At 68.9% G+C, this 12,581-nt stretch carries 12 protein-coding genes; 4 read left to right on the forward strand and 8 right to left on the reverse strand.

Annotation, left to right across the window (positions count from 1 at the left end; genetic code table 11):
- Window positions 1–32: 32 nt before the first annotated feature.
- Genes FBQ73_RS05970 through yajC form a run of 5 tightly spaced genes read right to left on the reverse strand, consistent with a single transcriptional unit; the run spans window position 33 to window position 4,416 of the window.
- Window positions 33–944 carry a phytoene/squalene synthase family protein gene (locus tag FBQ73_RS05970; protein WP_170218762.1) on the reverse strand — a complete coding sequence of 304 codons (912 nt, stop codon included), beginning with the start codon at window positions 942–944 and terminating at the stop codon, window positions 33–35.
- Window positions 945–951: 7 nt separating this feature from the next.
- Complete coding sequence (locus FBQ73_RS05975; RefSeq protein WP_138398573.1) at window positions 952–1,332, reverse strand: Mth938-like domain-containing protein; 381 nt, start codon at window positions 1,330–1,332, stop codon at window positions 952–954.
- Between the two features lie 4 nt (window positions 1,333–1,336).
- Window positions 1,337–2,410: a protein translocase subunit SecF gene (gene secF, locus FBQ73_RS05980; protein ID WP_138398574.1), complete on the reverse strand. Its 1,074-nt coding sequence runs from the start codon at window positions 2,408–2,410 to the stop codon at window positions 1,337–1,339.
- A 13-nt stretch (window positions 2,411–2,423) separates the two neighbouring features.
- Window positions 2,424–4,031 (reverse strand): protein translocase subunit SecD, encoded by a 1,608-nt coding sequence (secD, locus tag FBQ73_RS05985; protein ID WP_138398575.1) that lies wholly within the window; start codon window positions 4,029–4,031, stop codon window positions 2,424–2,426.
- Between the two features lie 37 nt (window positions 4,032–4,068).
- Window positions 4,069–4,416 carry a preprotein translocase subunit YajC gene (gene yajC, locus FBQ73_RS05990; protein ID WP_138398576.1) on the reverse strand — a complete coding sequence of 116 codons (348 nt, stop codon included), beginning with the start codon at window positions 4,414–4,416 and terminating at the stop codon, window positions 4,069–4,071.
- Between the two features lie 257 nt (window positions 4,417–4,673).
- Here yajC and FBQ73_RS05995 point away from each other — a divergent pair, with 257 nt between their 5' ends.
- Window positions 4,674–5,162, forward strand: coding sequence for a CinA family protein (locus FBQ73_RS05995; RefSeq protein WP_138398577.1), 489 nt, complete (start codon window positions 4,674–4,676; stop codon window positions 5,160–5,162).
- A 25-nt stretch (window positions 5,163–5,187) separates the two neighbouring features.
- Here the strand turns inward: FBQ73_RS05995 and recQ are convergent, their stop codons facing one another.
- On the reverse strand, window positions 5,188–7,011 hold the full coding sequence (recQ, locus tag FBQ73_RS06000) for a DNA helicase RecQ (RefSeq protein WP_138398578.1): 1,824 nt from the start codon (window positions 7,009–7,011) through the stop codon (window positions 5,188–5,190).
- 224 nt (window positions 7,012–7,235) lie between these two features.
- Here recQ and FBQ73_RS06005 point away from each other — a divergent pair, with 224 nt between their 5' ends.
- Both FBQ73_RS06005 and FBQ73_RS06010 read left to right on the forward strand, forming a co-directional pair.
- Window positions 7,236–9,173 carry a hypothetical protein gene (locus FBQ73_RS06005; RefSeq protein WP_138398579.1) on the forward strand — a complete coding sequence of 646 codons (1,938 nt, stop codon included), beginning with the start codon at window positions 7,236–7,238 and terminating at the stop codon, window positions 9,171–9,173.
- On the forward strand, window positions 9,170–10,807 hold the full coding sequence (locus FBQ73_RS06010) for a PEP/pyruvate-binding domain-containing protein (protein ID WP_138398580.1): 1,638 nt from the start codon (window positions 9,170–9,172) through the stop codon (window positions 10,805–10,807). Before FBQ73_RS06005 ends, FBQ73_RS06010 begins: the two co-directional genes overlap by 4 nt.
- 20 nt (window positions 10,808–10,827) lie before the next feature.
- Here the strand turns inward: FBQ73_RS06010 and FBQ73_RS06015 are convergent, their stop codons facing one another.
- Complete coding sequence (locus FBQ73_RS06015; RefSeq protein ID WP_138398581.1) at window positions 10,828–11,055, reverse strand: FmdB family zinc ribbon protein; 228 nt, start codon at window positions 11,053–11,055, stop codon at window positions 10,828–10,830.
- 156 nt (window positions 11,056–11,211) lie between these two features.
- Window positions 11,212–12,036 carry an indole-3-glycerol phosphate synthase TrpC gene (locus tag FBQ73_RS06020; RefSeq protein WP_170218763.1) on the reverse strand — a complete coding sequence of 275 codons (825 nt, stop codon included), beginning with the start codon at window positions 12,034–12,036 and terminating at the stop codon, window positions 11,212–11,214.
- A 179-nt stretch (window positions 12,037–12,215) separates the two neighbouring features.
- On the opposite strand from FBQ73_RS06020, the gene FBQ73_RS06025 reads away from it, so the two are divergent.
- Window positions 12,216–12,551 carry a Rieske 2Fe-2S domain-containing protein gene (locus FBQ73_RS06025; RefSeq protein ID WP_138398583.1) on the forward strand — a complete coding sequence of 112 codons (336 nt, stop codon included), beginning with the start codon at window positions 12,216–12,218 and terminating at the stop codon, window positions 12,549–12,551.
- Window positions 12,552–12,581 lie beyond the last annotated feature (30 nt).

Consider the following 12,581-nt stretch of genomic DNA (forward strand, 5'->3'; position numbering starts at 1 on the left):
CCACGCCGGCCGGTCCACGCCTCAACACGGGTTTAGAACCACACTTTGCCGGCTGCCGCACGTCGCGCCGCGCGCCAGATCGCGAACTGGCGGCGGAACGGCGATAGTCCGGCGACGGTGCTGAACGGGTCGCTCGCTCGCGCCAAAGCCTTGAGATCGCCCGCTACCAGCGCCAGCGGCAGATAGGGCGCGGCGATGGCCGCTGCCGGACCGAGCCGTTCGGCTGCCGTCCGCGCCGCAGCAAGGTGTCGTGTCGCCTCAGCGCGAAATTCGGCCAGCGCGGCCAGCAACTGAGGCGAGACCTTGCCGGAGACGGCATCGTCCCGACCGATGCCGTGGCGTGCGAGAAGGTCCAGGGGCAGGTAGCACTGTCCGCGCGCCGCATGGATGGGGAAGGCGCGCATGAGTCCGGTCATGGCGATGGCGACGCCGCCGTGTCCGGACAGGTCCCCGGTTCCGGCGGAGGCCTGCGGCGAAAGCACCAGCGCTGACAGTTGGAGCAGCGCCGATGCGGTTTCGCCTGCATAGCCCTCCAGGTCCGCCACCGTGGGCATGGGGTCGTCGTAAAGGTCGAAGATGCGCGCATCCACCAGCGCGGTCAGGCTGACGCGCGGCAGGGCGAAGCGCTCCGCCGTGTCGAGCAGGGCCGCTGCCACCGGATGGCCGGCCACCTCACCCCTCCCCTGCCCTTCGATCACCTCCCGCCACCAGGCGAGGCGCACCTCGCCGGGCAGAGCCTCGCGCACTACCTCCCGCACCCGCGCCACGTCGAGATTGAAGGCATAGAGCGCGAAGAGATGGCGGCGCTTGTCCTCCGGCGCGAACAGGGCCGAGAGGAAACGGTCCCGGTCCTGCGCACGCACCTGCTCGGCACAATGGGCATAAGCGGCGGCTAGAACCGTGTCGTCGGGCGCGCCATCGTCGGGGGTGATCTCGTCCGGCATGGCCGGATCAGACAGCGATGAGGGCGGCGCCCACGCGGCGGCCCTCGCCGAGCAGCACATTGTAGGTGGAGGCGGCGCTCGCGGTGGGCATCAGCTCGAAGCGCAGGCCTTTCTCGCGCAGGAGCTGCTTCAGCGGCTCCTTCAGATGTGCGGGATCGCGGCCGGTGCCCAGAAGCAGCAGCTCGAAGGCGCCAGCCTCGGCGAGGATCGGTGCCAGCGCGGCGGGGTCGACCTCAGCCATCGCCGTGACTGACCAGGGACGGATGCCCGAGGGCAGCGCGAGGATGGAGCCGGCATGGGACATGCTGGCGAAGTGGAAGAAGCTGTCGCCATAGCCGTCTATGGTGACCTGCCGCGGGAAGAAGGGCGCGCCGGAGGGGCTTGCCACCGCATCACGCCTTGGCGGGTCGGGCGGGCGGACGCTTGCCGCCCTTTGATCCCTTGCCGGCGGTCTTGGGCGGAACCGGAGCGACCGGCTGTTCCGCGACTTCGGCTTCCACCTCGGAAAGCTTGGCCGCCTCGTCCACGCCCAGCACCGCTTCCGGCTCGCTCTTGGCGGGTCCAGCGACGGTCGAGGACCGCAGGCCCAGATGGATGAGAATGGGCGCCGCCACGAAGATGGTGGAATAGGTGCCGATCACCACGCCAACCGTCATCGCCAGCGAGAAGCCGCGCAGCACTTCGCCGCCGAAGAAATAGAGGGCGAGGGTGGCGAAGAAGGTGGTGGTGGAAACGATGATGGTTCGTGAGAAGGTGGCGTTCACCGCGATGTCGAGCAGTTCCGGTAGCGGCAGCTTCTTGTAGCGGCGCAGCATCTCGCGGATACGGTCGTACACCACCACCGTATCGTTGAGCGAATAGCCCATGATGGTGAGGATGGCCGCAATGGACGTGAGATCGAAATCGATCCCGAAGGCCGAATAGATCATCAGGGTGACGAAGATGTCGTGCATCGTCGTCACGATGGCGCCCACGGCGAACTGCCACTCGAAGCGGAACCACAGATAGGCGAGCACCGCCACCGCGCCGAGCACCAGGGCGAGGATGGACTGGCGCACCAGCTCACCGGACACGCTCGGGCCGACGGTTTCCACGCGGCGCACGGTGTATTCGGCGCCGAGCACGTCACGCACCTTGGTGATGATCGCCTGCTGGGCCTCGTCGGTGGCGCCGAATGCGCCGACGCGGATCAGCACGTCGCGCGGCGAGCCGAATTCCTGGATCTGCACGTCGCCCACGTCGAGGTCGGTCAGGTGCTCGCGCAGGGCGCCGATGTCGGCCGCCTGCTGGCTGGTCTGCGCCTCGATAAGGGTACCGCCCCGGAAATCGATGCCCAGGTTGAAGCCGTAGGTGGCGAACAGAACCACGGCGATAATGGACAGCGCCGCCGAGAACGGGAACGTCCAGTGGCGTAGGCGCATGAAGTGGATATTGGTCTGCGCCGGAATGTAATCGATCAAGGGCATGTGCGGCGGACCTTCAGATGGGCAGCTTTGCAGGCCGCCGCCACTTCACCCAATAGGCGATCATCAGCCGCGTCAGGGTATAGGCAGTGAACATGGTGGTCAGAAGGCCGAGGATGTAGGTGACCGCGAACCCGCGCACGGGGCCGGACCCGCCCATGAGGAACAGGATGACGGCGGTGGCGAGCGAGGTGACGTTGGCGTCGAGGATGGTGCCGAGCGCGTTTACGAACCCCTTGTCGATGGCGGAAATGGCCGATCGGCCTTCCCGCGCCTCGTCGCGCATGCGCTCGAAGATGACGACGTTGGAATCAACCGCCATGCCGATGGTGAGCACCACGCCGGCGATGCCCGGCATGGTCAGCGTCGCGCCCAGCACCGACTGGAGCGAGAACATGAGCACGATGTGGACTGCGAGTGCCACCAGAGCGAACAGGCCGAACAGGCCGTAGACTGCAACCATGAACACCGCCACCAAGGCGGTGGCCACATAGGCCGCGACCTTGCCGGCATGAATAGAGTCGGCGCCGAGGCTCGGGCCGACGGTGCGCTCTTCCACCACCTTCAGCGGGGCCGGCAGCGCGCCGGCGCGCAGCAGGATGGCGAGGTCGTTCGCCTGCTGCACGGTGAAGGCGCCGGAAATCTGCCCCGAGCCGCCGAGGATGGGCTCGCGAATCACTGGGGCGGAAATCACCTGGTTATCGAGCACGATAGCGAAGGGCCGGCCCACCGCGTCCTGGGTTGTGGCGGCAAAGCGCCGGGCGCCATTGTTGTTGAAGCGAAAGGAGACGATGGGCTCGCGGGTATTTTGGTCGAAGCCCGGCTGGGCATCCACCAGATCCTCACCGGAAACGCGCACCTGCTTCTCGACCAGATAGGGCTGGCCGTCCTGGCCCTGCAGCACTTCGGATTCCGGCGGCGGGCGGCCTTCCAGCGCCTGCTGCGGCGACATGGACTGGTCCACCATGCGGAAGGACAGCTTGGCGGTCTGGCCCAGCAAATTCTTCAGCCGCTGCGGGTCCTGAAGGCCGGGCACCTGCACCAGGATCCGGTCGAGGCCCTGACGCTGGATATTGGGTTCCACCGTCCCGAGCTGGTCGATACGGCGGCGGATGATCTCGATGGATTGCTCCACAGCCGAGCGCATGCGGGCGTTCAGCCCGGCCTCGCTCAGCTGCACCGTAACGGCACCGTCGGAGCCGGAGGAGACCAAAAGGTCCATCTCGCCGGAGGAATTGCCGAACAGCGCGTTGGTCACCGGGGCGGCCAGCTTGCGCAGTTCCGCGACCGCCTTCTGGGTGTCGGCGGGATCGCGCAGGCGCAGGCTCACCGAGGTGTCGCGCAGGGCGAGATTGGAATAGCCGATCTTCTGGTCGCGCAGGACGCGGCGGATCTCGTCACGGACCTGCTCGGTACGCTCCTTGCGCAGCGCCGAACCATCCACCTCGAGCAGGATGTGCGAGCCGCCCTGAAGGTCGAGGCCCAGCGTCACGCGGCTGGAGGCCAGCCACGAGGGCAGGTAGGCCAGCGCGCTCGGGGGCAGGACATTGGGCAGCGCGAACAAGAATCCCACGGCGATGGTGAGGAGGATCGCCGTGGTCTTGAGGCGGGAGAAGTGCAGCATGTCGCGCGTTTATCTCAAAAAGGAATCAGGCTGCGGCTCACGCCGCGGGCGCTTCGTCCTTGGCCGGTTCGCCCTTGGCGCGGACGGTGGCGATCTGCGTGCGCAGCTGGCGCACACGGACGTTGTCGGCGATCTGCAGCTCGATCTCGGCCTCGTCCACCACGCGGGTCACCTTGCCCACGAGGCCGCCGGCGGTGACGATCACGTCGCCGCGACGCAGGGCACCGACCATTTCCTGGTGGGCCTTGGCGCGCTTCTGCTGCGGCCGCAGGATGAGGAAATACATCACCACGAAGATGAGCAGGAACGGAGCGAGCTGAATGAGCATGTCGGCCCCGCCGCCGGCTCCCGTGGCGCCTTGGGCGAAAGCGGGCGTAATGAACATTTGCGTCCTCGTTCGGTCGGTGGTGGGAATCCGTGCCGCGCCGGGGTCCGGCAGGGCGGCGGGACTATAGCTGCCGTCCCGTCGAATGCAAACGAGTGGCCGGAAAGATCACGGAACTGTTGAAAAGAAAGGCGCGCGGGCCGGGGCGGGCCCATATGCTGCGGGACCTTCGGGTAGGCTGATGCCGCTCTCCGGAACCAATGCACGCAAGGGGCGGCCCCGATGCCGACCAGCCGGAGCGTCAAGGGAGACCAAGCATGGACGAGGAAACCTATGGCCGCGCCGTTGCCGTGCTCGCAGCCTTTCGTGCCCGCGGCCTGACCCTCGCCACCGCCGAATCCTGCACCGGCGGCCTCGTGGCCGGGGCGCTGACGGAGGTGCCGGGCTCCTCCGACGTGGTGGACCGGGGCTTCGTCACCTATTCCAACGCCGCCAAGATGGTCATGCTCGGCGTTCCCGAGGCGACGCTTTCCGTCCATGGCGCCGTGAGCGAGGAGACCGCCCGCGCCATGGCAAAAGGCGCCCTGGAGGCGGCGGGTGTCGATGCTGCGGTGGCCATCACCGGCATCGCGGGGCCGGGCGGCGGCTCGGCGCAAAAGCCGGTGGGGCTGGTGCATTTCGCCTGCGCCCGCAAGGACGGCACGGTGGAGCACCGGGAAAAGCGCTTCGGCGAAGTCGGGCGTGGGGAGATTCGCCAGCTCTCCGTGCTGGAAGCCCTCGACCTGCTGGCCCGCGCGGCGTCCTGACGCGGCCGGCTTCTGCGCGGACGCCCTACCCCTCTGCGATCACGGCGAGGAACTGGCTGCCGTAGCGTGTGAGCTTGGCTTCGCCGATGCCGGAAATCATGCCCAGCGCCTTCATGGAATCGGGTTTCAGCTCGGCCAGGGCCATCAGCGTGGTGTCGTGGAAAATCACATAGGGCGGTACGCCCTGGGCGCGGGCGATGTCCAGCCGCAGCGCCTTGAGCTTGCGGAACAGGGCCTCGTCCGCCGGGTCCGACAGTACCGGCCCAGACCCGCGCGAACCGCCGGTGACGCGGGCCGGGCGCGTGCGCGCCTCCGCCTTCAGCTCCACCTTCTCGGCGCCGCGCAGCACGGCGCGGCATTTCTCGGTGAGGCCGAGGCTGCCGTGGCCCTCAACATCCACCCACAGATGGCCCATCGCCACCAACTGGCGGACGATGGCACGCCACTCGTCCCGCGAGAAATCCTTGCCGATGCCGAAGGTGGAGAGCTTCTCGTGGCCGAACTTCAGCACCTTGTCGTTGCCCTCGCCCTTGAGCACGTCGATGACATGCCCGGCGCCGAAGCGCTCGCCGGTACGGTAGACGCAGGACAACAACTTCTGCGCCGCCTCGGTTCCATCGAAGGTGCGCGGGGGCGACAGACAGGTATCGCAATTGCCGCACGGCTCGGGGAGGTCCTCCTCGAAATATTTCAGCAGCACCTGGCGGCGGCAGCTCGCGGTCTCGCACAGGCCGAGCAGGGCATCGAGCTTGCCGCGCTCCACGCGCTTCCTCGCCTCGGGCGAATCGGAGGATTCCACGAACTGGATGAGTTTCGCCACATCCTCCACGCCGTAGAGCAGCAGCGCTTCGGAGGGCAGGCCGTCGCGGCCTGCGCGGCCGGTCTCCTGGTAATAGGCCTCGATGCTTTTCGGCAGGTCGAGATGGACCACGAAGCGCACGTCCGGCTTGTCGATACCCATGCCGAAGGCGACGGTGGCCACCATCACCACCCCCTCCTCCTTCAGGAAGCGGTCCTGGTGGCGCGCGCGGGTGTCGGCGTCCAGGCCGGCATGGTAGGGCAGCGCGGTGCGGCCCTCGGTAGAGAGGATCTCGGCGGTGGCCTCCACCTTCGCCCGGCTCATGCAATAGACGATGCCGGCCTCGTCGGTGTGGGCGTCGAGGAAGGCCCGCAGCTGCGCGCGGGGATTGGCCTTCGGCTCAATGCGGTAGCGGATGTTGGGCCGGTCGAAGGAGGAGAGGAAGACCTTGCCCTCCTCCAGCGCCAGCCGCTCCATGATCTCGCGGCGGGTGGGACCGTCCGCCGTGGCGGTGAGCGCGAGGCGCGGCACGCCGGGGAAGCGCTCGTGCAGGATCGTGAGCTGGCGGTATTCGGGGCGGAAATCATGCCCCCACTGGGACACGCAGTGCGCCTCGTCGATGGCGAACAGGGCGATGCGCGCACCGTCCAGCAAGGTCAGGAAGCTGTCGGTCAGAAGCCGCTCGGGCGCCACATAGAGCAGGTCGAGGTCGCCCATGGCGAGCGCCCGCTCCACCTGCCGCGCCTCGCCGGGGGCCAGCGAGGAATTGAGCATGGCCGCCTTCACGCCCAGCTGGCGCAGGGCCTGCACCTGATCGTGCATCAGCGCGATGAGCGGCGACACGACGATGGCGGTGCCGGCCCGAACCAAGGCCGGCACCTGATAGCACAGGGACTTGCCGCCACCCGTGGGCATCAGCACCAGGGCATCGCCGCCCGCCGCCACGTGTTCCACGATCTCCTTCTGATGCCCGCGAAAGGCCTCGTAGCCGAAGACATGGCGCAGGACGCGGAGCGGATCGGAATCAGGGGCAGCTTCAAAGGCGGGCATGGCGCCTTATAGACCCGTCGGCCGCCCGGGCAATGCGGGCGGAGGCCGCGCCGCAGCTAACGCTGCGCAATGGTGCGGGGTGCTGTCGTCGAAGTGTTATGTTGAGGTCGTAGTCAGCAAGCCTGAAGATCCGGCTCCATCGGCCCGACCGGGCCGTGCCGCCCCATGCGAGCCGGGTTTCAAAGTCGCGCGCCGGACCCGATCCGGCATGGGAAGGCGGTGCCATGCGAAAATCCCAGATCGTCGAAGAGCTTGGCGAAGGCGAATTGCTGCTCCCCGCTCTCATCGAGACGGCGCTCCTGGCCAATGACCGGGCGAAGCTGCGCATGACCGCGCTTCAGGAGGCCGTGGCCCATGCCAAGGCGCCGCTGCGCGCGGTCCGCCTCATGGCTGCGGAAGCCCGCGCCGCCGGGGCCGCCGAGGATGGGCTCGATGCGACCGTGGCCGGCGCCCAGATCGTGGACGGTGGTTATGCCATCCCCGGAGCCCGGCGGCTGATGGATGGCATCCTCGACGACATCGCCGCCATGACCACGCCGCTGGATGCCGCGCAGGCGTCCGCCGCCTCCGGTTTTTCCGATCGCCTCGCCGGCTTGCGCGCGGCCTTCGCCGGCAGCGCCGGCGATGTGCTGGACGAACGGGCCCTGGTGCGCCTCACCTCCGCCCGGCGCGGGGGCGAGGACAGCGCCCACCTTCTCGTCATGGACCTGCACAAGGCGCTTAACCAGCTCTCCGCCACCATCGCCGCCGAGACCATTGCAGGAGCCCGCGCGCTCGGCGTGCTGGCGCAGGACCATGCCCGCATCGAGGCTTTCATGGCCGGGCTCAACCGCACTCGCGGCCTCGCCTTCGGCCATCCCGGGCTGGACACCACGGCCAGCCGTTCCAGCGCGCGCCTGATCCTCCAGAACGACATCGGCACCACCGATGCCCACGTGATCATCCTGGCGGTGGAGGGGCTTGATGCCACCGTGACCTATACCGACGTGCACCGCTCGCGCGCCAAGTTCTTCATCTCCCTGTTCCGGGATTTTTCCGCCACCTGGACGCCGTTGGCCGAACGCAGCGTGGCGGGCCTCGCCGAAGGCGGCAGCTTCTTCCTGGTGACGGGGCGCTACTCCGCGCGGGACACCGCCGATCTCGACACCTTCCTCGATGCGGTGGGAGCGCACCTCGTCTTCCTCATCGACTGGAACAAGGCGCGCAAGACGCTCCAGACCTTCGTGGACAAGGCCACCGCCATCCGCCTCCTCACCGACGCCGCGCGTGCCCGCTTCGGCCACCGGGCCTTCCTGGAGCTGGGCGGGGCGGAGTTGATCTTCGATGCGGTCCGGCGCAGCGCCGAAGGCCGCGTGCCCTATGGCGCCCGCCTCGACCGGGTTCTGGGCGTCGGCTCCGTGGCGCGGCTTCTGGGAGAAGTGTTGCGGCTCACCAGCGAAGGGCTCGGCGCCCAGCGCTCGGTCCGGCTGATCAAAGACGAGGTGCGGGCGGAACTGGCCCGCAGCTTCGGCTCGGCCGAGCAAGAGGTGCTCGCCATGGCGCTCACCCAGCTCGGGCTCGCCCGGATGCTGGCCGCCGAGGTGGCCGAAGCCCTCGACGAACCGGGAGACGGGGGAGATAGCATCCGCGCCGCCTTCCAGCGCCGTGCCAAGCGGCTGGAGGAGAAGGCCGACCGGCAGGTGCTCGCGGCCCGCGATCTGGCGAGTGGCCCCTTCGGCCGCGGCCGACGCTTCCTACCCCTCGCCGAATGGGTGGAGGAGGCGACCGATTCGTTCGAGGAAGCCGCCTTCCTGCTCGGCACCCATTCACGGCGGCAGACCACGGACGCCGCCGCGCCGCTCGCGGAACTGGTGAGCGTGGCCATGGCCTGCTGCGGCGACCTCGTGCGTGCCGTGGCCGCCGCCTGCGAGGGACCCGCGGGCCGGCGCGAGGACATCACCGACGCGTTGGAAGCCATCGACGCCGTGATGGAAGGCGAGCGCCGCGCCGATGCGGCCCATCGCCGGGTTCTGGCGGCCGTCCTGGGCGACCCGGCTCCAGGGCCGGCGTCCGCGCTGGTGGCGACCATGGAGGTGGCCCGCGCCATGGAGACCGGCACCGACCACCTCGCCCGCGCCGCCCTGGCGCTGCGCGCCTGTGTTCTGGAGGAGGTGGGATCGTGACAACCCTCAGCGCGCGCCTGTCCGACTCGGACGAAACCCACGGCTCCCACGGGGCGGCCTCGCCCCTCATCGGCTTCATCGGACCCGGCGGCGACACGCAGCCGCTCTCCGCCCACGCCTTCGGCTCCAAGGCGGCGCAGCTGTGGCGCATGAATGCCCTCGGCCTCAACGTGCCGCCGGCGTTCGTGCTCTCCACGGCCCTGTGCGGCAAGGCCCACGCCGAAAAGCGCATCGGCGCGCTGCTGGAGCAGGGCATCGCCTATCTCGAACGGGTCACTGCGCGCGGCTTCGGCGATCGGCGCCGGCCGCTCCTCGTCTCGGTGCGGTCGGGGGCGGAGAAATCCATGCCCGGCATGCTGGAGACGGTGCTGGACGTGGGCATGACCGCCGCGACTACCCGCGGCCTCATGCGCCTTTACGGCAATCCGCGCCTTGCGGCCGATTGCCGGCGGCGCTTCATCGAGGGCTATTGCGAGGTGGTGGCGGGCCTGCCGCGCGGCCCGTTCGAGGACGTGCTGCGCGCCGTTCAGACCGCCGAGGATGTCACATCCGACCGGGAGCTGGATCCCGAGGCGCTGGACCGGCTCGCCGGCCTTTATCTCAATCTCGCCCGCGACCGGTTCGGCACCGCCATCCCCGAGGAGCCCATGGACCAGTTGCGGGCGGCGGCCGAGGCCGTGTTCCGCTCCTGGGATGCGCCCAAGGCGCAGGACTATCGGCGCCTCAACCACCTGGAGGACCTGTCGGGCACGGCGGTGACGGTGCAGGCCATGGTGTTCGGCAATGCCAGCGCCCGCTCGGGCTCCGGCGTCGCCTTCTCCCGCGACCCCGCCACGGGCGCGCCGGGCCTTTATGCGGACATGCTGTTCGAGGCCCAGGGCGAGGACGTGGTCTCCGGACGCCGCCAGCCGGTGGGGCTCGGTCGGCTTGAGGCCATGCTGCCGGACGTGGCGACACAGCTCGCCGATGGCGTCGGCGCGCTGGAAGCGGCCTATCGCGACGTGCAGGACGTGGAATTCACCTTTGAGGACGGCCGCCTGTTCTTCCTTCAGACCCGGTCCGCCAAGCGTACGCCCCGCGCGGCGCTGAAGATCGCGGTGGACCTCGTGGCCGAGGGGGTGCGGACCGAAGCGGAAGGCCTCGCCCTGCTCGACGGCATCGACCTGTCGCAGGTGGGAACCACGCGCTTCACCGGCACGGCGGAAGTGGCAGCGCGGGGCGTGGCCGCCTCTCCGGGCACGGTAAGCGGGCGTATCGCCTTCGACGGCGAGGCGGCCAAGCGCCTCTCGGAGGGCGGGGAGCCCGTCATCCTGGTGCGGCCGGACGTGGCAACCGACGATATCGCCGGCATGGCGCTGGCGGCCGGCGTGCTCACCCGCGTCGGCGGGCGCACCGCCCACGCCGCGGTGGTGGCGCGTCAGCTCGGGCGGGTCTGCGTGGTGGGGTGTGCGGCGCTTGCGATCGATCTCGACTCACGCAGCGCCCGTCTCGGCCCAGCGGAGGTCCGGGAAGGCGACTGGGTGTCGCTGGACGGCGACGAAGGCACGGTCTTCGTCGGCCGCCGCGAGAGTGTCGTGGACCGTCCCGAGGCGGACCTTGCCACGGTGGCGGGCTGGACGGCGCGCGCGCGATAGCGGCCGTTCGGCAGTGCCGGTCAGCGCTTGCGTTCGGAGGGGCTGAAATTGCTCGCGTGCCCCTCCCGCGCGGCCTGGGCGCGCCACACCTTGGCGGCGGCGGCCAGCTTGCCGTCGGGCGCGATGCGGCCGATCATTCGCTCCATCTTCTGCCCACCGCAGGACGGGCAGACGGGCGTTTCCGACGCGCCCACGAGCAGTTCGGTGTCCTTGTCGCAATCGGGACAATGAAAATTGTAGAGCGGCACCGCCGTATCTCCGTTCCTGCCACAGTCACGTCCAGCACAATGCCCCCAAATCATTGATTTGACGTGCAATTATGCCAAAGACGCGCGGTCGCGCGCCGCGCCGTCGTCGCCCGGTGCGGCTGCGCCTTGTGGGTTACAAGCAGGAAGCGGGCCAGGTCAGTCGGCGGCTTCGGTCTCGATGCCGAGCACCTGTTCCAGCACGCCGGCGGGGTCGGCGTCCTTCATCAGCGCCGTGCCGATCAGCAGGGCCTTGGCCCCGGCGGCGCCAAGCCGCTCCCGGTCGGCGGCGGTGCCGAGGCCGCCCTCCGCCACCACCAGCGCCTTGGTCGCCGGAATGAGCGGGATCAGCGTCTCGCAGGTGCCGGGCTTAAGCTCGAAGGTGTGGATGTTGCGGTTGGTGACGCAGATGAAATCCGCACCGGCGGCCAGCGCGGCTTCCACCTCCTGCGGGGTGTGGACCTGCACCAGCGCATCCATGGCGACGGAGGCCGCCCGCTCGCGGAATTCGGCAAGCTGCGGACCGAGCAGGGCCGCGGAGAGCACCACCGCATCGGCACCGGCGAGGCGCGCCTCAAGGATCTGGTAAAGGTCGAAGATGATGTCCTGCGCCAAAAGCGGGATGTCCACCGCGTCGCGCACCGTGGCAAGGTCCGAATAGGAGCCGCGGAAGGCCTGCCGCTCCACCGCCACCGACAGCGCCGCCGCCCCGACCGCCTCGAAATCCTCGGCCAGCGCCTTGTAGGGCACCATGGTGCGGAACGAGGGATCGAACGGCGAGCCGCCCTTCAGCTCGGCGATGATGCCCGGCGCGCCGTTGGCCTTGAAGGAGGCGGCAAGGGCGCCCTGGAAGCCGCGGGTCATGGGCATGTCGCCCACCTTGCCCTGGATCTGGCCGAGGGAGCGGCGGACCTTGGCCTTCGCGAGCTGGTCGCGGCGCTGGAGGATGAAGGGCTTGAGCGGGCTGGCGTCTGGCAAAATCATGAAAAACGTCCGTCTCCAACGGGGCAAAGACGCCCCGGCGCGAAAAATGCCCCTTGAACTTCCCAGATTTTGCCGCGCTTCGCCACCGTCGCGGTTGGGGCGCGGCATGGTTTCCTCTTCCCTCGGGCGCCATCACGAGCGATCATGCCGCTATTCTTCGCCCGAGAGATTTTTCTGAGATGTTCACCCGCGTCTGCAAAGCAGAAACCGTGCCCGAAGGTGGCATGCGGCTCGTGATCGCCGACAGCCACCTCATTGTCCTGGCCTGGCCCGACAATGCAGAGGAGATGAAGGCGTTCCAGGGGGTGTGTCCCCACTCCAACACGCCCCTCAACGAGGCCGAGTTCGACGGCACGATCATCACCTGCCCGCTGCATTACTGGACATGGGACCTCAACAGCGGCGATCCCGTCGAGCCGCAGGAATGCCCGCTCGCGCAGTATCCGGTGAAGGTCGAGGACGGCATCGTCTATATCGATACCGAAGGCGTCACCCCCCTCTTCGCGGCCCCCTGAGCCACAGCCCGGCCCCGCCGGCTGTAACCG

The organism is Xanthobacter autotrophicus (genome assembly GCF_005871085.1).
Classification (GTDB): domain Bacteria; phylum Pseudomonadota; class Alphaproteobacteria; order Rhizobiales; family Xanthobacteraceae; genus Xanthobacter; species Xanthobacter autotrophicus.